This is a genomic window from Proteus sp. PR00224, assembly GCF_016238105.1.
Taxonomy (GTDB): Bacteria; Pseudomonadota; Gammaproteobacteria; order Enterobacterales; family Enterobacteriaceae; genus Proteus.
In genome coordinates, this window is the sequence record NZ_JAEHQU010000011.1 from 18,876 (window position 1) to 39,283 (window position 20,408).

21 protein-coding genes and 1 pseudogene are annotated in these 20,408 nt (G+C 36.0%); 17 read left to right on the forward strand and 5 right to left on the reverse strand.

The window, feature by feature from the left end:
• Positions 1–11: 11 nt before the first annotated feature.
• From gpJ to JEP71_RS15880, 3 genes are all read left to right on the forward strand, one after another.
• Positions 12–3,776 (forward strand): TipJ family phage tail tip protein, encoded by a 3,765-nt coding sequence (gene gpJ, locus JEP71_RS15870; RefSeq protein ID WP_198626558.1) that lies wholly within the window; start codon positions 12–14, stop codon positions 3,774–3,776.
• A gap of 11 nt (positions 3,777–3,787) precedes the next feature.
• Positions 3,788–5,473, forward strand: coding sequence for a phage tail fiber protein (locus JEP71_RS17595; protein ID WP_232797653.1), 1,686 nt, complete (start codon positions 3,788–3,790; stop codon positions 5,471–5,473).
• 139 nt (positions 5,474–5,612) lie between these two features.
• Positions 5,613–6,557 (forward strand): hypothetical protein, encoded by a 945-nt coding sequence (locus JEP71_RS15880; protein ID WP_198626559.1) that lies wholly within the window; start codon positions 5,613–5,615, stop codon positions 6,555–6,557.
• Between the two features lie 108 nt (positions 6,558–6,665).
• On the opposite strand, the gene JEP71_RS15885 is transcribed toward JEP71_RS15880, so the two are convergent.
• Positions 6,666–7,025, reverse strand: a complete 360-nt coding sequence (locus tag JEP71_RS15885; RefSeq protein ID WP_198626560.1) for a hypothetical protein — start codon at positions 7,023–7,025, stop codon at positions 6,666–6,668.
• 658 nt (positions 7,026–7,683) lie between these two features.
• Between JEP71_RS15885 and JEP71_RS15890 the strand changes: the two genes are divergently transcribed.
• The 5 genes and pseudogenes from JEP71_RS15890 to JEP71_RS15910 all read left to right on the forward strand — a co-directional run.
• Positions 7,684–7,935, forward strand: coding sequence for a hypothetical protein (locus JEP71_RS15890; protein WP_198626561.1), 252 nt, complete (start codon positions 7,684–7,686; stop codon positions 7,933–7,935).
• Between the two features lie 2 nt (positions 7,936–7,937).
• Positions 7,938–8,486 (forward strand): hypothetical protein, encoded by a 549-nt coding sequence (locus JEP71_RS15895; RefSeq protein WP_198626562.1) that lies wholly within the window; start codon positions 7,938–7,940, stop codon positions 8,484–8,486.
• Positions 8,473–8,706 carry an ABC-three component system middle component 6 gene (locus JEP71_RS15900; protein ID WP_198626563.1) on the forward strand — a complete coding sequence of 78 codons (234 nt, stop codon included), beginning with the start codon at positions 8,473–8,475 and terminating at the stop codon, positions 8,704–8,706. The genes JEP71_RS15895 and JEP71_RS15900 overlap by 14 nt, the downstream gene beginning before the upstream one ends.
• Positions 8,693–10,390 (forward strand): DUF2326 domain-containing protein, encoded by a 1,698-nt coding sequence (locus JEP71_RS15905; protein ID WP_198626594.1) that lies wholly within the window; start codon positions 8,693–8,695, stop codon positions 10,388–10,390. Before JEP71_RS15900 ends, JEP71_RS15905 begins: the two co-directional genes overlap by 14 nt.
• 588 nt (positions 10,391–10,978) lie before the next feature.
• A pseudogene (locus tag JEP71_RS15910) lies at positions 10,979–11,146 on the forward strand (isocitrate/isopropylmalate family dehydrogenase); the annotation flags it as partial.
• A gap of 109 nt (positions 11,147–11,255) precedes the next feature.
• On the opposite strand, the gene JEP71_RS15915 reads toward JEP71_RS15910, so the two are convergent.
• The 4 genes from JEP71_RS15915 to JEP71_RS15930 form a co-directional block, all read right to left on the reverse strand.
• Positions 11,256–12,389 (reverse strand): site-specific integrase, encoded by a 1,134-nt coding sequence (locus tag JEP71_RS15915; protein ID WP_004251820.1) that lies wholly within the window; start codon positions 12,387–12,389, stop codon positions 11,256–11,258.
• Positions 12,364–12,615, reverse strand: coding sequence for an excisionase (locus tag JEP71_RS15920; RefSeq protein ID WP_198626564.1), 252 nt, complete (start codon positions 12,613–12,615; stop codon positions 12,364–12,366). The genes JEP71_RS15915 and JEP71_RS15920 overlap by 26 nt, the downstream gene beginning before the upstream one ends.
• Positions 12,616–12,700: 85 nt before the next feature.
• Positions 12,701–13,225 carry a hypothetical protein gene (locus JEP71_RS15925; RefSeq protein WP_036908086.1) on the reverse strand — a complete coding sequence of 175 codons (525 nt, stop codon included), beginning with the start codon at positions 13,223–13,225 and terminating at the stop codon, positions 12,701–12,703.
• Between the two features lie 284 nt (positions 13,226–13,509).
• On the reverse strand, positions 13,510–14,142 hold the full coding sequence (locus JEP71_RS15930; protein ID WP_017628378.1) for a LexA family protein: 633 nt from the start codon (positions 14,140–14,142) through the stop codon (positions 13,510–13,512).
• Between the two features lie 100 nt (positions 14,143–14,242).
• Between JEP71_RS15930 and JEP71_RS15935 the strand changes: the two genes are divergently transcribed.
• From JEP71_RS15935 to JEP71_RS15980, 9 genes are all read left to right on the forward strand, one after another.
• Positions 14,243–14,449, forward strand: coding sequence for a Cro/CI family transcriptional regulator (locus JEP71_RS15935; protein ID WP_198626565.1), 207 nt, complete (start codon positions 14,243–14,245; stop codon positions 14,447–14,449).
• A 37-nt stretch (positions 14,450–14,486) separates the two neighbouring features.
• Positions 14,487–14,963, forward strand: a complete 477-nt coding sequence (locus JEP71_RS15940; protein WP_036908083.1) for a YmfL family putative regulatory protein — start codon at positions 14,487–14,489, stop codon at positions 14,961–14,963.
• Between the two features lie 261 nt (positions 14,964–15,224).
• Positions 15,225–15,404 (forward strand): DUF4222 domain-containing protein, encoded by a 180-nt coding sequence (locus tag JEP71_RS15945; RefSeq protein WP_198626566.1) that lies wholly within the window; start codon positions 15,225–15,227, stop codon positions 15,402–15,404.
• Positions 15,405–15,412: 8 nt separating this feature from the next.
• Positions 15,413–16,477 (forward strand): helix-turn-helix domain-containing protein, encoded by a 1,065-nt coding sequence (locus JEP71_RS17600; protein ID WP_232797654.1) that lies wholly within the window; start codon positions 15,413–15,415, stop codon positions 16,475–16,477.
• Positions 16,478–16,498: 21 nt separating this feature from the next.
• The gene (locus JEP71_RS15960; RefSeq protein WP_198626567.1) at positions 16,499–17,305 is read left to right on the forward strand and encodes a KilA-N domain-containing protein; all 807 of its coding nucleotides are present in this window, start codon (positions 16,499–16,501) and stop codon (positions 17,303–17,305) included.
• A complete protein-coding gene (locus tag JEP71_RS15965) occupies positions 17,302–18,327 on the forward strand; it encodes a DUF968 domain-containing protein (protein WP_198626568.1) in 1,026 nt (341 codons plus the stop codon). The genes JEP71_RS15960 and JEP71_RS15965 overlap by 4 nt, the downstream gene beginning before the upstream one ends.
• 27 nt (positions 18,328–18,354) lie before the next feature.
• Positions 18,355–18,738, forward strand: coding sequence for an antiterminator Q family protein (locus JEP71_RS15970; protein ID WP_198626569.1), 384 nt, complete (start codon positions 18,355–18,357; stop codon positions 18,736–18,738).
• 205 nt (positions 18,739–18,943) lie between these two features.
• A complete protein-coding gene (locus tag JEP71_RS15975; RefSeq protein WP_198626570.1) occupies positions 18,944–19,834 on the forward strand; it encodes a hypothetical protein in 891 nt (296 codons plus the stop codon).
• A gap of 12 nt (positions 19,835–19,846) precedes the next feature.
• Complete coding sequence (locus JEP71_RS15980) at positions 19,847–20,389, forward strand: hypothetical protein (protein WP_198626571.1); 543 nt, start codon at positions 19,847–19,849, stop codon at positions 20,387–20,389.
• Positions 20,390–20,408: the final 19 nt, after the last annotated feature.

The following is a 20,408-nucleotide window of genomic DNA, read 5'->3' on the forward strand; positions in this document are numbered from 1 at the left end:
GGAATAATCTAATGAGAAAAACAATTCACGGTCAAAAAGGGGGCGGTGGTAGTCCTCGAGTGCCTGTTGAGCAACCTGATGATTTACAATCTATTGCTAAAGCAAAGTTACTCATTGCCTTGGGTGAGGGAGAATTTGCCGGAGAGTTAACGGCACAAAATATCTTTCTTGATGGCACACCGTTAGAAGACACTGAAGGAAATGCAAATTTTAGTGGTGTTACGTGGGATTTTAGACCAGGCACGCAAGTACAGACTTATATTCAAGGATTACCTAGCGCTGAAAATGAGATCAATGTTGGTTCTACGATTTCGAGTAAAACACCGTGGGTTCACACATTTACCAATTCACAATTATCAGCTATTCGGGTTCGTCTAAAGTGGCCTTCATTATTCAAACAAGAAGATAATGGGGATTTGGTGGGTAATGAAGTTAAATACGCCATTGATTTACAAACTGATGGTGGTAGCTGGAAAACTGTTATTGATAGTGCCGTAAAAGGAAAAACGACATCAGGTTATGAGCGAGCACACAGAATTGATTTACCTGAATCGACAACATCATGGTCACTACGTGTTAGAAAAGTCTCTAATGATGCTAATAGCAGTAAAATCGGTGATACGGTTGTTTTGCAAAGCTACACTGAAGTCATTGATGCTAAATTTACCTATCCTCATACAGCGTTACTTTATATTGAGTTCGACTCTAAACAATTCAACGGCTCTATTCCGCAAATAACGTGCAAACCGAAAGGGCGCATAATCCGAATACCCTCAAATTACAATCCTATTGATCGCACCTATACGGGTGTATGGGATGGTTCCTTTAAATGGGCATGGACCAATAACCCCGCATGGGTTTTCTACGATATTGTTATCTCTGATAGATTTGGTCTTGGACAACGAATAAATCAACAACAGATTGATAAATGGGAGTTATACCGTATAGCGCAGTATTGTGATCAATTGGTACCCGATGGAAAAGGTGGTGACGGCACAGAACCTCGTTATGTCTGTGATGTTTATGTGCAAGATAGAAATGAAGCGTATAACGTGTTACGTGACTTTGCAGCCATCTTTCGAGGAATGACCTATTGGGGTGGCGGTCAGATTGTGACATTAGCGGATATGCCTCGTGATATTGATTATAGCTATACCCGAGCTAATGTGATTGATGGCAAATTTATTTATTCAAGCAGTAGCAGTAAAGAAAAGTATTCCACGGCATTGGTTTCGTATTCAGATCCGCAAAATGGATATGCTGATGCAATGGAGCCAGTGTTTGAACCTGATTTAGTTTCTCGGTTTGGGTTTAATCAATTAGAAGTTACCGCAATTGGTTGCACCCGACAAAGTGAAGCCAATAGAAAAGGGCGCTGGGGAATACTGACAAACAATAAAGACAGAATGGTGACATTTTCTGTCGGGCTAGATGGGAACATTCCGCAACCCGGTTACATTATCGCTGTTGCTGATGAGTTGTTGTCAGGAAAAGTCACTGGTGGTCGAGTGAGTGCTATCAATGGCAGAAATATCACGTTAGATCGCGTTTCAAGTGCTGTAAGTGGTGATCGCTTAATTCTTAATCTTCCTTCAGGGCAATCGCAAGCAAGAACGATACAAACAGTATCAGGGAAGGTGATCACGGTTACAACGGAGTACAGTGAGACACCAGAGACAGAATGTGTTTGGGTTGTCGAATCAGAAGAGCTGTATGCGCAACAATATCGCGTTGTCAGTGTTACAGAAAATGAGTCAAATCAATTTACTATTACCGCCATTCAGCATGATCCCAGTAAATATGAACATGTTGATTCTGGCGCATTGATTGATGAAAGGCCCATTAGTGTTATTCCTCCTAATAACCAGCAAGCCCCGAAAAACATTGTCATCGACTCTTACTCCATTGTAAGCCAAGGCGTTAGCATTGAAACGATGCGAGCACAGTGGCCACAAGTTGAAAACGCAATCTCTTATGAAGCGCAATGGCGTAGAAATGAGGGTAACTGGGTCAATATGCCTCGTAGCTCCATTAACTCTATTGAGATTCCTAATGTTTATTCAGGTCGATATTTAGTCCGTGTTCGAGCCATTAATGCTTCTGAGATCTCAAGCGGGTGGGGGTATTCTGACGAAAAAACGTTAACAGGCAAAATGGGTAATCCACCCAAACCGGTTAACTTTAGAGCGTCGCCCTTAGTATTTGGCATTAAGTTAGACTGGGGATTTGGTGAAAACACTAGTGATACATTAAAAACTGAAATTCAGTACAGCAAAACCAATGATGGTGAAGGTCTGATGCTGTTATCTGATGTTCCATACCCATCGCGAACATATGAAATGGCTGGTCTAGCAGCAGGTATCGCGTTTTATTTTAGAGCAAGGCTAGTGGATAAAACAGGCAATCAATCTGAGTGGACTGAGTTTATTCGGGGAGAATCGGAGTTTGATGTAGGTACAATATTGCCAGAGCTAGATGGACATTTCATGTCATCGGAAGCCGGCCAACAACTTAGTAAACGCTTGGATTGGAATGCTGAGACAGCACTTATTCTTAGTAACGCTGACTCTCAACTATCACGTAGTTTGTTAGTGAAACACGGTCAATCTCAAGCTGGAATTAAAGAACTATGGCAAGTTCGTGCAACGGATAACGAAGCATGGGCACAGGAAGTTAAAGAAATTTACTCTGCGGTTGGTGATAACACATCTGCAATTAAAGAGACTCAAACTTCAATTACTGAGCTAAATAAGGCGTTCGGTCAAACAACTACGGAGATCCGCACTGAGTTAAAAACAACTAATGATGCAACAAATAAACGCATTGATGGTACCAATCAAGATTTAGCTAATACTAATCAGAAGTTAGGCAATACAGATAAGGAAATGGGGCGTATTGCTGCGGATGTCGTGACAAATAAGGAGGCTATCAGTAAAACAAACGAAGCAATGGCTAAATCTGAAGAGCAGGTACAGGCTCAATTCGGTAAACAGCAGGGCATGATTAACCAAAAAATGCAGGCCGAGTTTAGTCAAACTGGTGATGGTGTTGTCACGCACTCAATTAATATCACGATTGTTCATGACAAAGTTAAATATAACGCAGCAGGGCAAGTGATTAGTGCTCAAGTTAAGAATGGCAAGCTTGAATCATTCTTTGGTTATAACGCGAATAATTTCGCTTGGTACAACCCCGCAAATGGCAAGATGGAATTATTCATGTATGCCAAAAATGGACAATTCTTTGTTCGAGATTTATTTATCGAAGATGGTTCTATTACAAATGCAAAAATAGGGGATGTCATTCAATCAAATAATTATGTGGCGGGAAAATCAGGCTGGATAATTAATAAAAACGGATACGCTGAATTTGATAATGCAAAATTTAGAGGAGAAATTAAAGCCACTAAAGGCACAATGAATAATGTGATTATTGATAAGGATTGTGAAATTAAGGGCACTTTAAAAGTAGAGAATATCGAAGGCGATATAGTTAAGTTTTATTCTCTTGGTAATGGAGAAACAATTACAATACCAGCACAATCTTTTGACCGCGTTATTCAAGTAGTCACTATAGCGACGACACATAATAGTAAGTGGTGTCGATTATGGTTAAACGATGATAAGTTCTTTGAAATTAAAAATGGTGGACGAGTCGATGATTTTTATTATTGGAATTCACCATCAACAACGTTAAAAGCAAATACACCGGGTATATTTAGATATGACAGCGAAGATAGATATTTCAAAATAACACTATTAGCCTGCAAGCAATAAGGAAATAAATCATGATATACACAACAGGCACTGTTAACACAGTGTCAGGGTCTGCTATTGTCCGCGGAACTGGTACTAAATTTAAAAATAATAATCCCGCCATTAATATCGGAATGACGATTTTAATTAAATCAGGAAATACTAATATTCCGTATATGATTAAATCGGTTAATTCCGATACTGAATTAGTATTAGCACATCCCGCATTAGCTACAGCAACGAACACTACATTCTCAATTCATGTTACAGAACCCGATAATAATAGTGATGCAGCAAGAACGATGGTTGCAATAAATGCATACACACAATATTTTCTCGATGCGATGAATACATGGATGACTCAGACTGGGCAAACAAAAATTGAAATGCCGAACGGTGAGATTGTTACGCTAGATAGCATTAAGAAGATGCAAGGGGATATTAGTAAAAAAGCGGATGATAATAAAACAGTACATATTGGGGATTTTGGTGTTGGTGCTGGTGCAACGTCATCTGGTATATCCCCCCCGTTTTTTGAGAATGCTAACAGCGCTTCCAATGCTGGATTTTATGCTGGTGGTGGCACTAATTCAACAAATTACTATGACAAATATGCGCCTATGTGGGTCGGTGTTCGTCAAGGCGGAGACGGTAGTGGGACTATTGTTCAATTCCAATTTAGTGCGGATGGTAGAAGGTTAGCATCTAGGTTTCGTGATAGAAATATTTGGAGCGAGTGGATTGATTTCCCAAGTAAAGCTACATCAGATACGCAAAAATTTGATGGGCAATTAGTGTCACATAATGGTTTGTTTAGTTTTGATAAATCTAATCCAACAAATTATTTTGGGTTGCTGAAAGCTGAAAAAGGCATGCCATATGGGCTTTATTGTTCCTATGATGGGGCTGGGTATACTGTTCGCTTCCCTGAAAGAAAAGCGGGCACAATGATGCTAGTTGGTGATTATGGTTTAGGTTCTATAAACCCAACATTTACTAATGATGATTTAAAAAACACCCATCACACTTCTTTTTTTATGCAGGGTGGTGGTAGCGGGACTAACCTCTTTACAAATCATGGGTGCGGCATTCACCTTGCTTATAATTCAACAATTAAAGCTGGCTTGTTTGTTAATGCGTCAACTGGCGTTACATATTCATATTATTCAGATGTCCGTATTAGTGATGGGTTTACTAGGGTAAGGAAGATATATAGCGAGGCTAATACAACAACTGATAGCAATGGTTTTATTAAACGCGCCTCTCCAATCATCGACATCAATCCTGACGGCACATTTACAACTAACGACGAATCAGAAGGTGCAACTGTTACTCGAGTGGCTCAGGGTGAATATCTTATCGAGGGTGTATTAGGTTTTAACTCAGATGCAGGCTGGGGCGGTGTTGATGGCGGTATTGAAATTCCACTTGATGTCAATAAACAACCTCTTATTTGGGTTAACTCTGAAGTAAATGAGGACGGTTCTATTCTCGTTAAAACGTATCATCGTACTCATCCTAACGCACCAGAGTTTGCTAATAATGAAATTGACGGTTTCAATGACGGAGACCCAATTGATATTCCTGATGGCCGCTTTATTTCTGTCCGTGTACAGATGCCAGAGCAATCAATCTATAACGTGAGAATGCGTGAGATGGAAGAAGCGCAGAAAACGGAAGAGGAACGTAGGCAAAAAGAAGAGAAGATGAAAGAGTAGTACGGTTAAGGTGAGAACGTTATATTGCTGTAATAATTAATGATATTAGTTTATATGTGAGGCTGTACTGTTATGTCATGCTATATTAATCGATGGAGTGATAAAAAGATTTCTAAATTATTCAAAAAGGCATTACATAATGAAAATGATTTTTAATCTAGATGGCTCAAAAATACGACTCTCATCTTTACAGTATAAAAGTAAATTGAAGCAGATCGAGATAATGCGCAACTGGTTTTTCGATAACTACGAGGATCCTGCAGATTCTTGCCCTCATGAAAGCCGTGAGGGTGGATATTATTATGTTTATGGTGGTCCATATGATGCAAGTGAAGAACTAGAGGCGGTATTTGGGGAACATGTAAAGTTTGAGTATATCCAAGAATTAGTAGATGAGTTACAAGAGATATGTTGGGATTGGTCTGGCCGGCCAGATAATATTGATGATTGGTATGATGAAGATTTGTACAACGCGGTAATATCTTCCAAGCATCCTTTCAGTAAGTTTCTTGATAATATTGAGAAAATAAAAATTCTAGCAGAGAGCAAGCATACTAATACTCAAAAAGAACATCTACTTGGTATTTTATTTACCAACGTTATTACAGCCTTAGAAACACTTTATGTTGAACTATTTATCAACTCTATAGAGAAAGATGATTCTTATATTTCTAATTGCATAGAAAAAGGGAAAACTGAATTTAAAGTAAGCAAAGAAATTGCTGCTTTGCCATTCAAAGGAGAATCTATTGGAAAAATAAGAGAGGAGCTAATAAAAGCAATAAAAGAGCATTTAATTAGTACAAGTTGGCATAATGCAAATATAGTTGTTAAACGATATAAGGCAACGTTTGGTATTAATATCCAGAGAGATTGGCCAATAGAGAATATTGAAATAGCAACGATAACACGTAACCATTTAGTACATCGTGGCGGTAAGGATAAAGATGGTAAACTGGTAGAGGTTACGAAGCAAAGTTTAGATAAGTTGATAAACGATGCTGTATCAATAGGTGAAAAATTAAACGATAGCCTCAAAGATGCATTGCAAAAGAAAACTAGCCTAACCGAATACGAATTTTGAATAAGACTGGGCACTAGTACAGATTGGTGTCCAATCAGAATCATCATAACTAAATAAAAATCCTTCATATATTCTTGTTAAAGGTAAGGGGGGATTATTAAATATAAACTAGTCATTTTTTTTCAACGAATTAGCCATTTCGTACATTCTTTTCGAGCGAGTATTTAATTCTTTTATTATATCTAATATTGTAAGCGAAGGATTATTTTCTATCATTTTTACTACGTCTTCTATTGCATTAGCTCGTGTTGATAGCTCGATAATAGATGTTCGCCTATTATTTTCTTGCATATCTTCCCACATTTCATCTGTATCGTAGGAATTAAATTGAATGTATGTATGAGGGGGATTATGGTAAACCTTATCAATACTACAAGGCATCCAATCATCACCAGTGGCAATATCAGCATCAAAAGGTACGGTTTTATCTATTTCTTGTAATTGCTTAATTAATTCTGAGGTTTTCATTTTATACCCTTAACGCGATCTTAATAAAAATTACAATCATTAAATTACTTTCTTCAAGATTATCTATCTATTAATTAAAAAATCAATCAATTAAAATTGAATGGGGAATGAATTTAAACTGATTGATCATATTTTTGCAAATATGAAAATTTGATAGATATTCATAATGTTCATTTTATTTTTGGGTGTATACAGATGCTAGAGAAATCAGTCTATAACGTAAGAATGTGTGAGAAGAAAGAAGCGCAGAATATCAATAAGATATTAGAAATTGATAACGAATCCGGTTTTTAGCTCGTGGATGAGCTAGAGATATAATGATGATCCCTAATGTGGCTGAAACTAACTGATTGTTTTCTAGTTATTTTTTAGTTTATTGTACTTATATAGTTCTGATGTTTTTTAAATATGAAACGTAGATTATATGAGTAATATTGATGCATCTGTATTCTATAAGGCTATTAATTTTGCTATGTATGTGGCCAGAAACATCAAATGTTAAAATAGGAGTGTGAAAACTGTTCACTAGTATCTGGAAATTTAGTGAAATGAGATCAGCGTAGTAATAGCAACCAATGATCATTCATTTATTATCTTAAGCTTGCTACACTCAGTAGAAAGTTTTTTTAAATTTTTCAAGCTTAGAATGGAGTTACAAATGGTTGCATCAATACTTGCCAACGAATATGTAAGTGGTTTTGGATATTTAGTTGGCGTTGTTTCTGGTGTCATTGCTATATATCAAACTATACAAGTGACTAAGAGAAACAATAAGATTAAACAACTTAATATAACAATTAATGAGCTAAACTCACAGATTACCACAAATAAAAACACTGTAAGTCAAGGAGAACGATCTCAATATTTTCAAGATAATAATGGTCCTGTAAATATAGATAATCGAGGGTAATTATGTCATCAGGTGTTAATTTCAACGGTAATACCGGACCAGTACTCATAAATAATCAACCAAGAGTCTTGCGAGCAAGTGTTATTGGAAAATTGGTTGAGATTATTTCCAGCTCTGTAGGTGGAGGACCAAGCTTAAGAAGAACAGCATCAGAAATTAATGTCAAGATTTCATTCAATGACCTGAAAAGAAATCGATGGGTTGCAGAGTTGTATAAAGAAGATGCATTGTTGGTAGATAATTCAGTACAAACATTAGATAGTATAATTTATCAAGGTAGCGCGAAGCTCAAAAGACAATTTAGAATCTATTATAATGAGGCATTAGGGGTATACGGACTTTATGAAAAGCCGTACGATATGAATATTATAAAGAAAAACTCAGATAATATCGTGGATAAGGTAATATTGTTGGCTAAAGAGACTGTTAATTCTTGCTCTGATTTAGGAACGGAATTCTTACAAGAAGATATTGATTATGGGATTAAGATGATTGTTAGTTATTCAATTATCGAATGCATTGTATTGGAGAACCCTAATGATTACAATTGATACGGATCCTAAAGCTAATCCTATATATATTGGTGGGTTGATTTTGCGAAGTTTTCGAGCCAATAATTCGAGGATTATTAATATTTCTCATCTATATGATAGGGTTAATGATCTATTTGAATTATCTTTTGATCTTTTTCTTTATTCTTTAGATTGGCTATTTGTTATTGGTACGGTTCAGTTAGATGGGAATGGAGGCATTATTTATGAGGCTCAATAAACTCACTATATTAAAAGATAATAGAGTTGTGAGGGAAGTTAAATTTAAAGATGGTCTTAATTTGATAGTCAATAAACGAACTTCAGGAAAGGAGAGTGGTAATAGTGTCGGTAAATCAACATTGTCAAGAGTATTGGATTACTTATTTATGTCTTCTGGTAATGATATTTACCATGATGCTGAATTTAGAAAGGATATTCCTGAAATAGTTTCATTGATTAATGAAAGTACATTGTTGTTTAAATTAGACTACGATACAGTTGAGAATAAAAATACAACTGTATCAAGAATAATTTCCACGGATGAAAAAAAATCAAAGTATTTTGTAGGTGATATTGAAGTTGACAAAAAAGAGTATTCAGATTTTATTTCACAGTCGGTTTTTGGTTTAACAACCGAAAAGCCAACATTGAGAAATGTTTCGCATAAATTCATTAGAAATACGAATGAAAAAATGCAAAAAACTCTTAATTTCTTACATGGCAACACAACTGCAGATGCTTATGATTTACTATATTTATTCTTATTTGGTTTCAATGGATTACCACTGATAAAGAAGAAAGAAGATTGTAATAAAGAAATTAAAAAACAAAAGACATATTTAGCTGCATATAGAAATCCTCATAGGGAAACTGTTCTATCAAAAATGATAAAACCTCTTAAAAAAGAAATATTAGAGGCTGAAAAAAATATCAAGAACTTTGATTTTAAAGATAGCCATGATTTTAGTTTAAAAAAATTATCAAAAATACAGGCCGCTATCAGTAATTACTCTTTGATATATGCTACGTTGAATATGCGTGTACAGAATATTGAAGACTCAATTTTATCACTCAAAAATAACGTAACTCAGATTGTAGAAGATGACTTGATTGATATTTATCGTTCTGCTGGTGTTTATTTTAAAGACGAACTTAAAAAATCATATGAAGAAATGGTTTTATTTCACAATAATGTTATAAATAATAAAATTACTTTTCTTGAGTCTGAGTTGTTAAAGAAAAAACAGGAAATTAGGCAAATTAATACGGAAATAAATATATTACACGAATCAGAATCCTCTCTATTTAAAACAATTAAGGAACCTGAAACATTAAAGTCTATCAGTCAACTCTACAATAGATTAACTGACTTGCGCGAAAATTATTCGAGTATAGAGACCAATCTTGCACGAATAAATGACACTATTAATCAAATAAAGGTCTTAGAAGAAAACCGAGAGAAATTACTATTAGATATAGATTTAGCTGTTAAAGGTCTAGAAAAAAATATTGAGATATTTAATGAATTTTTTGGCGATTTAACTAAAGAAATATATAACGAAAGATATATTTTTGATCTATCCTTTGATAAGGATAAAGGGAAGTGTAATTTTGATATATCTTGTATTACGCCAAATAGTAATGGTGGTAAAAAGAAAGGAGAAATAACAGCCTTTGATTTAGCGTATATTAAATTTGTTAATAAAGTAAAGTTAAAAAGACCAACTTTTATTATTCATGATAGTATTGAAGATGTTGATGTAAATCAAATTAGAGACATATTTTCAGAAGCAAATAGTATTAAAGGCCAATATATTGTATCCATCTTAAGTGATAAATTCTCTGATGAAGAAGATTTAAAGCTGATAGCAGATAACTCGATTCTTGAACTATCTTCAGATAATAAATTTTTTAAAGTATAATTAGAAAAAATTGATTAGATAAAAATTCCCCCTTCTAGATCATGAATCCTGACCTTTTATTGAGGTGCGTTGAGCTATTGTAAGTTCTTCGCACTTAATCTTTATCACTAACATCAGTATCGTTGTCTTTTATAATTATACTTGCAATTTAAGGTATCTATGTATTAAAGGTTTTCCATTGTAGCCAATACAGCTAGAGCATTGTATTAGTCGTTCGGCTTTGAATTGTTCCTGCTAAGAAATATATATTTTCGATGAGTACAGATAAGCGTTATTATTTTGAGAATATCCAGAGATTGAGCTGACAGAAAGAGAAAGGCAATAAGTTTACTCTCGGTTAGCTTTATTCACTTGATATGGACTGTCTAGAGTTCTGTTCTTGCTGATTTTTTGCATATCAAATACTGACTTAGATGTATAAAACATATTATGATGTGATATGCCAGCGGAAGCTGAATCTGTGGTTATCAAAACCAATAAAAGTATTATGGTAATCAAATAGTTATAAAAAGGCATAACCATTGTCTTTTAGGTCTATGAAGAGTAAATATACCTTAATAAACAAATAGTTAATAATAGCGGGTTTATATAATGCTACGCCACATGGGTTGGACAGAAGCTGCTGACTTAATCATTAAAGGTATGGAAGGCGCGATTGCCGCTAAGACCGTAACTTATGATTTCGAACGTCAATTAGAAGGCGCTAAACTGCTGAAATGTAGCGAGTTTGGTGACGCGATTATCAAACATATGTAATTGTTGATTTGATAAATAGTTAACGGGAGCTTATTAGTTCCCGTTTATTTTTTGCACTATAAAATTCTTCCCCAAAATATCCCCAAAACTCTTCCCCAAAACTGTTCAATTAAACAGCAATAATTTGCCATTCTTTTCCTCTATCGTCGTGGTATTTATCGGTCATATTTTGTGTTTTATGCCCCAATAATTTTTGTGTATTAATTCCTTGTTCTCGATAAAGTCGCTCAGATAAAGATCGCTGTTCATGGAAAGTAGGTGCTGTACCTTTTTCCCAAGTTAACCCACATTTATCTCGCGCTTTTTTAAATGTTGTGGTTAACGTATTTGGCGTGACTTGTTCACCTCGTTTCGCTTGTGCGGTGGTATGCCGATAATGCACGAGATATTTGCTCACAACCGCGTCACGACATTGAGCAACGACATCCCTTAAGGAAAGATTGATAGCCTCACATTTTAGCGAGAGAGGGATGGCCAACTTACTGCCTGTTTTCTCTTGCTGTATATGTAACATGTCATCCCAAATATCAGAGAATTTCATTTTACAGATATCACCGATCCGCTGACCTGTGGTTAAGGCCAGCAACATGCCGCATTGCAGGTAAGGAGGGTGATTCTTGGCTTGCTGATAAATAGTCCGCCATTCGTCCAATGTCATGCGTTCTCTTTTCACTCGGTTCCGTGGTTGTTTAGTTGCTTTCGCAGGATTGTAACCAGGCGGAACATAGCCAGCATGTTGAGCTTCTTTAAATACATCAATAAGCACCATGCGAACAACCTGCGCCATTCTTGAATGTCCTAATACTTTGACGGAATCTATTATTTCAGCAATATCTAAAGCGGTTATCTCTTTTAATATTTTCGTACCACAATACTGACGGAATAAATTAATAGGTTTCATTTTTTGTCGATAAGAATTAATTTTTAATTCACCAATATCTAATCTTTCTTTTTGAATATCTAAATATTTATCCATCCATATATCGACAGATATTTCAGACTTGTTTGTTTTAATTTTTGATAACCGTTCATTAATACTTAATAACTGTCGAGTATGTTGTTCAGCAATAATTGTATTGGCTTGAATGGCGGTTTCTCTCGCTTCTTGCTCGTCGGTGCCTAAGCTGTGAAATTTACCGGTGATAGGGTGTTTATATTGCCAATAAATTTTGCCGTTACGTTTATCTAACTTTCGATATAGATTAGGGATGATAATTTTATGGGTTCGTGGTCGAGCAGCCATCTGTAATTATCCTCTTAAGTCGTTCCGTTGATTTAGTAGGAATTTGAGGGAGAGACAGATAGCCCACATAACGAGCTTCTCTATCAACCATCCACTTGCGGCCAACTTTCATTGCAGGTGGTGCAATAAGGTTATTCTTTGCGTATTTTTGTAATACCGTCATGCAAGGAGAGGCATCTCCAAATTCCAACCTTGCCCACGCTTCAAGAGTCACCATTCTTGACATATTTTCTCTCCATACTGCCGTATACAGTTTAAATAGACGTTAATTATGCTGGTGGTATTTATTTAAACTTTTTAGAACTGTTTATTTAGCTCCTTTTACTTAATTCATTAAATCTACGTAAAAATAAAACTTTGGCTTGTAGTGGGGTTAATGGATTAACAATAAAATCACTCGTAGGAATACCTTCAAGCATTAGCCAATTGCTACCCACATCAATTTCTAAATCTCGTTTTTCAGTTGCTAACATCATTAAGTCGGCTAAATGTACAGCGTCCGATATAACGGGTGGCAAGTTATATTTTTGACGAATAACAGCATCAATGCTTTTTTCTATCTCCTTATATTCAGGTAATAGCTTTTTAAGCGGTGATGGCAGGTCTTTTACATAGGCTTCACTGGCATCATGAAGTAAGGCTTCTAAAGCATATTCAGGCGCAACTAAATAGCTGACATATACCGAGTGCTGAGCAACAGAATAGAAATTATCAATCTGTCCATTAAAGCGACATTCATTAGCTAAACCTGTCGCGATGTCTTGAATATCTATATCCTCGATCCGTACATCGAGGTAATAGAAGTGCTTATTCGTTGCAGTTGCAATATAAGACATTATTCTCTCCACATAATTTAAGTAATAAAGATCCCTCTCGAATTAATCGAGATTAAATTTCCCTGATGTTGATTAATGGTAAATTTAAATAAAACTTATTTTTTGATGTTTCAATTATTGAACTTGATTATTGCTTACCTCAAGTTGTGGCGGTTTCTGCTGTTTTCTATGAAGTTGGAAAGACTCTTCATCTAATACTAAGTTTTGTTAGAATCAAATCTAATAAAACTTATATTTCATGTCAACACAAATCTAAGTAAATTTAGATTTGCGTGATAATGAGATTACAATTCGTACTGAACACCCTTTACAACACCAACAATTTCACAATTGCCATTGATCGGGATGTTTGGATAGCGGGGATTGAGTGGAGATAGGTATTTATTAGGGCCATCAATAATTAATTTTTTAATTGTTACCTCGTCACTTCCTGTAAGGCGAGCGACTACAATTTTGCCACTAATTGCCTCTGCTGCGGGATCAACAATAACTTTTGCACCTTCTGGAATAGAAGGCATACCCGAGGGATTAGTCATCGAATCACCTCTTACTGTAAGGGCAAAGCTTGAAGGTGATACCTTTAAAGAAGTTTCTAGATATTCCAATGTTTCATCATAAATCTCTGTTGCTAGGTATTCAGTGAATTTACCTGCTTGTACATATGACAAAACGGGAAGTTTTCTCATTGTTGTAATCACAGAAATATTTTCCTTCGATGATATGCCGTAAAGGATGTAAGACTCAGTTGTATTAAAAAATTGAGCAAGCTTTATTAGAGCATCACCATTTGGCAAATTAAGATCTTTTTCCCAATAGCCAACCGCAACACCAGATACGCCACAGTATTTCCCTAGTTCATTTTGTGTCGTCTTGGTTGTCTTACGAAGCTTTTTTATTCTGCTTCCAACAGTATCCATTTTCATTCCGAGGTTAGTTTTTAACTAAGTTATCTTAGTTTTTATTGATAAAAGAAAACTTATATTTTAATATCTAATAAAACTTATATTGGAGGTACTTATGACAACTAGTGAAGTTGAAGTTTACTTTGGTGATGCTAGCAAAGTCGCTAGTTTTTTTAAAATTACGCCAGAAGCCTTTTATCAATGGAAGAAAAGACCAGGTCAATTAATACCTAAAAATCGAGCAATTGAAGCTGACTTACTAACAGAGGGAAAACTTAAATATAACCCTGAACTTTATAGAAAAAATACCAAAACAGCATAAGGCAATTAACTACCAATAAAAGATAGAGCAGGTAGATATGAGCAAACATTCAATTAAAGAAGTTATTAAAGAAATGTGCAAAGCACTGCCGGGTGGACGTTCTGCTATGGCAGGGGCTTTAGGTATGTCACTCGAGACGTTTAATAACAAGTTATACGAAAAAAATGGCTGTCGTTTCTTTGATATTGATGAACAAGAAGCTATGGAAGACATTTCAGGCACTAAGTTGCTGGTGGAATATCATCTAGATCGCCATGGCATGAGTGCATTACCAAAAATAGAAGCAGAAAAGATAGATCAAGTAGAGTTGTTTGATATGCGAATGACATTGGCTGCTATGCAAGGTTCACTCGCCGTTTTAATTCAAGAAAGCCTTGTTGATGGTGTTTTAACGGATGAAGAAATAGGGCGTATTTATCGAAAAGCAGGAAAAGTTTTTGCGTATGCAATTGGGTTCTTGGATTCACTGAAAGTGTTATACGGTGAAAAACAGGAAGCGACTAAGAAAGGGTGAAGCCAAAGGTATACGGCCTCTGGCTTCGGTTGCCAATTTCAATGATGTGAAGAGAAATAAGCATGAGTAGATTAGCGCATCTAATACCTAAAAAGCAATTTCGCTGTTTACCCTTAACTAAAGAGGGAACATTTCGCTATGTAGAAAGCATACCGAGTGACAATCGATCACACAACTACCGAAAAAATATCGATTTGGTAGATAAGAGGACACTGAAAAAGTCATGGGCTGATTTCTATTTCTTGAGTGGAGGAAAATGCAATGCGAAATGAAGATCCCAATCGTCTTGATCGCTATTACAGAAACCCTCGAGGGGTCCTTGTTCATGTCATTCGTTATGATCGAGAAAAACAGCGCGTTATTTTTATGATTGATGGTTGTGAATACGAACAATGCGAGCCGGTTCAAAGATTTAAAGAGAGATATACCCGAGTTAAGTGAGGCCTCTTATGAGTGTTAAATTATCTAGTTATGTTTGGGATGGTTGCGCCCATGCAGGTTTAAAACTCACATCAGTCGCTATCATGGCAAGATTAGCTGATTTTTCTAATGATGAAGGTATTTGTTGGCCTTCTGTTGTGACGATTGCTCGCCAAATTGGTGCGGGTGAAAGCACGGTGCGCACAGCAATAAAACAGTTGGAAAAAGAAGGATGGTTAACCAGCGAAAAGCGTAGAAAAGGCAATCGCAACGCAAGCAATATCTATCAGCTGAATGTAGAGAAACTATACCAATCAGCAAAGAAAGCGCTTTTTCAACCAACAAAATCTGACGTGTCAAAACCTGACGCATCAGGATCTGACCCATCAAAATTTGTTGCATCAAATTCTGTTCCTTCAGAATCGAGCAAAAATAGGGATTTTGACCCGCCAGCTCCTGAGGGCGATCCATCAGTAACTTCAAAATATGATCCATTAATAAATCATTCTTCGTCGCAGAATTCTGGCGAATCCAGCGACCAGCCCAAAAATGATTTTTTAACTCGTTATCCTGAAGCTGTGATTTACAGCGCCAATTTTCAAAAATGGGGCTCCGCTGACGATTTGAAGTGCGCTACATGGCTATTCAGTCGTAAATGCGAAGTGTTTCAAGAGATGGGATTAAAAACGCCTAAAGAGCCAAATTTCACTGATTGGGCTAATGATATTCGCTTAATGACAACGATTGATGGGCATACTCACAAAGAAATTTGTCAGTTCTATAAACGAATTACGCAAGATGATTTTTGGAAAAAGAATGTTCAGTGTCCTCGTACACTCAGGGCTCAATGGGATGATTTAACCTTACGTTTGGCGGGTAAGAAAAAAATCACAATCGATTCCGTAGAGCGTGATGAAACATTCCGGCTTATCTGGGGTACAGGTTGGAAACCTAAAAATAAAATCCAAGAATTAGCCGCTATTCAGGCAAAGAAAAATGGTCTAGGTCGAATGAATGAAGTTGCAGGTTTAGCTGCGTGGCGAGGTATTTGGCAACAAGTCGCAGAACAAGTTGCTCAGGAAGTTTTGCTATAAACGAGAGTGGAGAAAAATAACATGAATGGACTAATTGTTATTGATGGTGTTCAAATTCGTCGAGATACCGCAGGGCGTTATTGTTTAAATGACCTTCATCGAGTCTCAGGTGGTGAAAAACGGCATCAACCGTCGAATTGGAGTGCTTTGACTCAAACTAAAGAGTTGATTGATGAAATTTCAACCGCTCCTGAGATCACAGGAGCGGTTCCCATTGTGACCATTGTTGGTGGACTTAACCAAGGAACGTATGTTTGCAAAGAATTAGTGTATGCCTATGCAATGTGGATAAGTCCTTCATTTCATTTAAAAGTGATCCGTACTTTTGATGCATTGATAACACAGCAACACGACGAAAAGTTAGCCGATAAAGTTCAAGCTGGGGTTATATTGCTTGAATCGATGGCTAAAAGCCTGAATTTCTCAAACTCTTCGAAACTAGGGGCGTATCAAAAATTACAAGCCATGGCAGGCTTACCCGAATTAGCCCCTGTGTATGCGATTGATGCGCCAAGCGGATCAATGGATGGTTCAAGTCGTCCAACAGTAGCTTTATCAACACTGATTAGAAAATATCAATTACCTATTTCAGCGCAACAAGCTTATAAACGATTAGCCGATCTTGGCATTGTTGAACGTTTATCTCGTCCAAGTACGAAAACCGCAAACAAAGTGAAAGAGTTCTGGTCTGTGACTGCTCGAGGTTGTCAGTTTGGGAAGAACATGACCAGCCCTAATAATCCTCGTGAAACTCAACCCCATTTCTTTGAAAGTAAAACGGATGAATTGATCCGTATGGTGATGCTGAATAAACAGGTGAGTGTATGAAATTATTATTAACACCCTATATTCAGTCCGATCTTGGTGTTGTTTTATTGAAGCCTGAAGCGGAGTTGCTTGAGCAACTTAAACAACATTCTCGTGTGATTATTAGTGATGTACCAAAGAGTTTAGATAAATGGCCTTCTGGTGCATTAACAGGGAATGAACAACCATTATTGAATAACAAGGACATTATTGGCTTTTTGAATAATGAAAAAGTGATCCAAGCTATGGGCGAGCTGGCATCGATGAATATGTGGGTATGCAGAAATATCCATTGCTGCCAGATCAACGATGAGCATGACAGTTATCATCATCATGAATTAACAACCACATGGCATAAAGACGGTGCGATACGGACTTGTTGGTACCATGATAATCATATTCGTAATTCATCGGCGGGGTGGGTTGCTGAATTAGCGTATAAAAATCGTATTGCTTGGATGATAGACACTATTCGCAGTCGTTTGAGATTAAATGATAACCATTCGCTGACGATACCTGATTTTTTTGCTTTTGCCGTGATGCATAAACTGGTTGATGAATTACCTGATGCCATATTGCGTCGTATTCTAAATTGGTCTGATAAACCTAAAGAGCGTAGGGTGCATGGCGGTTTTCCTGAAGCTGATATTGTTCCAAATGAAGTGACAGCACTATCAGTAATGAATGCGCGTTTAGATACCATAAAACCCGTTATTAATGTGACTGTCGATCCGGAACCTCCAGCCTCATTTCTTCTTAAACCTAAAATGCGCCGTTGGGAGAATACCCAATGGCTTCAATGGGTAAAAACACAGCCTTGTTGTGTTTGCGGACAACAAGCTGATGATCCACATCATATCATCGGCCATGGTATGGGAGGCATGGGAACGAAAGCTCATGACTTATTCACTATTCCATTATGTCGGCAACATCATGATGAGTTGCATCGTGATCCGAAATTGTGGGAAGCCACTTATGGCAATCAAATCGAATTGTTATTTTCTTTTTTAAACCGTTCATTAGGAATAGGGGCATTGGTTTAACGTGTATACGGCACGGGGGGGCTAAATATGAGAGATATGCAGGAAGTTTTATCGCGTTGGGGAGCGTGGTGTGCTGATAATACTGAATCAGTTCAATGGTATTCTATCGCAACAGGTTTTAAAGGATTAATACCTAATAAAGTAAAATCTCGTCCTCAGTGCTGTGAAGATGATGCAATGATAATTTCCAGTTGTATGGCCCAATTAAATAAAAAAAATAGTGATATGCATGATCTCTTACTTGATTATTATTTATTTGGAATGACTTTCATTCAGTTAGCCAAAAAACATCATTGCTCTGATACTTACATTGGAAAAAAACTACAAAAAGCGGAAGGTATCATTGAAGGAATGTTGATGATGCTTGAGATTCCATTGGAAATGGATCGATATGTAAAAAAAGTTATATAAAGACTTTACGATCGTAAAATAATTGATATTGTGATAAGACTAACATCAAAACCAATTAGTCTATGAACTTCAGCAATAGTGTTTTTTGTTTATTTTGAGTGAGATTATTCAGCGGTGAAGTAAGATTATTATATTTGATTGTTATTTTGAACATTGTACAATTAATCTCATATATAATTATTATTACTTTATATGAGATAAATTAATGAAAGTTTATTGTACTCCAATAAAAATACGTTCGTCAGTCGCTAGTTATCCAGTGACTGATTTCTTTCATGATTTTGCTAATGTGTATAAAGATCAAATGGATTATGAGACCGTTGATAGAAAGGTCATGTTCTCTACATTTGAAAGAGATAATCACTTTATCTTTGTTGCTATAACTATGAAAAAGACAAAATCTTTTTGTCAAGCTGAGTTTGATACTCTTGATCAACTACTGCTAAGCTACAAAGAATTAGATGGGAATGGCATTTTAGAGTGTAACATACTGTTATTTAGAAAAGACAATCTATCTGGAGTATATGTTTACAATGAAGGCTCAATGAGGCTTGCTCGTCTTGATGTCAAGTTAAGAAATTTCTTTTATGAAAAAGTAAGAGCTAAAGCTAAAAGAGTGCCTAGAAAAGAAAGGTTTGACATACAACGATTGGTTGATAACTCGACTTTGATGGATAAATTATCTAAATTTGACTTTGTCGATGAGCTCAATGTTACACTAACTGGTACAACAGTGAGAGACCGTATTCTTAATGGGTCGAGTTATGAAAAAGCTAAAACTGTTAGGTTAAGCTTTAGAACAGATGGTGTATCAATGAAGATTAGAAAAAACAAAGAAGAGCTTCATGATTACATCGAAGAGCTAAAAAAGGAACATGGGTCATCAATTAGTGTCAAAGGTAGATATAGTGGCGCGATGGATGGTGAAACGATCGATGTTATAGATACAATAAACAGTATCTATACAATTGAACATGATGAGTACTTAAAAGATTTAGATAATGTGAAAATGAGCGATTTCGGAAATATTGGCTTATGTGATGTGTTGATAGATAAGGTAGATAAAAACAAATTAATAACATCACAGCAAAAATGATAGGTAACAATTATGAAGCCTAACAAAAGAGTTTTATTCAACGTACTGATATCATTAGGGATTTCCGCTTTTTTGTATGCCGTGGTTATATATGTACTTTTTGATATAAATGATGGTGCTTGGGAAAGAGTTGTAAAAGTATATTCTGAAAGCATTCGTGGATATATTTTTACGGCATTCCTTGCAGTAGCTTCTTTTTTGTTATCATTGCTGACGTTTGTCGTTATTAATTTAAAAGAAAAAATGTTTGATTCTAAAGAATATATTGATATTGCAAAAAAAAGTTGGCAAAAGAAAAATGGATTGATTGTTTTTAAAAAGAAAAACTTATATGAGCCTTTAGTTGTTATATCATGGGTTCTAGCTTTCGCTATATCAAGTTGCTTTTTGACGTCTATATCCCAGTTTCTTTTTGGGTTTTCATCTAATCATTATGTGTTGCTATTACCAACATATTTACCATTTTTATCGCTTACATTATTGATTTTTACTCTATACCAGATGGTTGATCTCATATTGCAGTGGTTGTCTTCAGATGCAGATTTAGACGCATAATTCAACGCAAGATTAAGAG

Excerpts from the sequence above, each read along its gene's own strand:
- JEP71_RS15945 (WP_198626566.1), top strand. The coding sequence starts at position 15,225 with ATGCGAAATGAAGATCCCAATCGTCTTGATCGCTATTACAGAAACCCT.
- JEP71_RS17600 (WP_232797654.1), top strand. The coding sequence starts at position 15,413 with ATGAGTGTTAAATTATCTAGTTATGTTTGGGATGGTTGCGCCCATGCA.
- JEP71_RS15925 (WP_036908086.1), bottom strand. The coding sequence starts at position 13,225 with ATGTCTTATATTGCAACTGCAACGAATAAGCACTTCTATTACCTCGAT.
- JEP71_RS15900 (WP_198626563.1), top strand. The coding sequence starts at position 8,473 with ATGATTACAATTGATACGGATCCTAAAGCTAATCCTATATATATTGGT.
- JEP71_RS17595 (WP_232797653.1), top strand. The coding sequence starts at position 3,788 with ATGATATACACAACAGGCACTGTTAACACAGTGTCAGGGTCTGCTATT.
- JEP71_RS15930 (WP_017628378.1), bottom strand. The coding sequence starts at position 14,142 with ATGGATACTGTTGGAAGCAGAATAAAAAAGCTTCGTAAGACAACCAAG.
- JEP71_RS15975 (WP_198626570.1), top strand. The coding sequence starts at position 18,944 with ATGAAAGTTTATTGTACTCCAATAAAAATACGTTCGTCAGTCGCTAGT.
- JEP71_RS15965 (WP_198626568.1), top strand. The coding sequence starts at position 17,302 with ATGAAATTATTATTAACACCCTATATTCAGTCCGATCTTGGTGTTGTT.
- JEP71_RS15905 (WP_198626594.1), top strand. The coding sequence starts at position 8,693 with ATGAGGCTCAATAAACTCACTATATTAAAAGATAATAGAGTTGTGAGG.
- JEP71_RS15960 (WP_198626567.1), top strand. The coding sequence starts at position 16,499 with ATGAATGGACTAATTGTTATTGATGGTGTTCAAATTCGTCGAGATACC.
- gpJ (WP_198626558.1), top strand. The coding sequence starts at position 12 with ATGAGAAAAACAATTCACGGTCAAAAAGGGGGCGGTGGTAGTCCTCGA.
- JEP71_RS15980 (WP_198626571.1), top strand. The coding sequence starts at position 19,847 with ATGAAGCCTAACAAAAGAGTTTTATTCAACGTACTGATATCATTAGGG.
- JEP71_RS15970 (WP_198626569.1), top strand. The coding sequence starts at position 18,355 with ATGAGAGATATGCAGGAAGTTTTATCGCGTTGGGGAGCGTGGTGTGCT.
- JEP71_RS15915 (WP_004251820.1), bottom strand. The coding sequence starts at position 12,389 with ATGGCTGCTCGACCACGAACCCATAAAATTATCATCCCTAATCTATAT.
- JEP71_RS15890 (WP_198626561.1), top strand. The coding sequence starts at position 7,684 with ATGGTTGCATCAATACTTGCCAACGAATATGTAAGTGGTTTTGGATAT.
- JEP71_RS15880 (WP_198626559.1), top strand. The coding sequence starts at position 5,613 with ATGAAAATGATTTTTAATCTAGATGGCTCAAAAATACGACTCTCATCT.
- JEP71_RS15895 (WP_198626562.1), top strand. The coding sequence starts at position 7,938 with ATGTCATCAGGTGTTAATTTCAACGGTAATACCGGACCAGTACTCATA.
- JEP71_RS15920 (WP_198626564.1), bottom strand. The coding sequence starts at position 12,615 with ATGTCAAGAATGGTGACTCTTGAAGCGTGGGCAAGGTTGGAATTTGGA.
- JEP71_RS15940 (WP_036908083.1), top strand. The coding sequence starts at position 14,487 with ATGAGCAAACATTCAATTAAAGAAGTTATTAAAGAAATGTGCAAAGCA.
- JEP71_RS15935 (WP_198626565.1), top strand. The coding sequence starts at position 14,243 with ATGACAACTAGTGAAGTTGAAGTTTACTTTGGTGATGCTAGCAAAGTC.
- JEP71_RS15885 (WP_198626560.1), bottom strand. The coding sequence starts at position 7,025 with ATGAAAACCTCAGAATTAATTAAGCAATTACAAGAAATAGATAAAACC.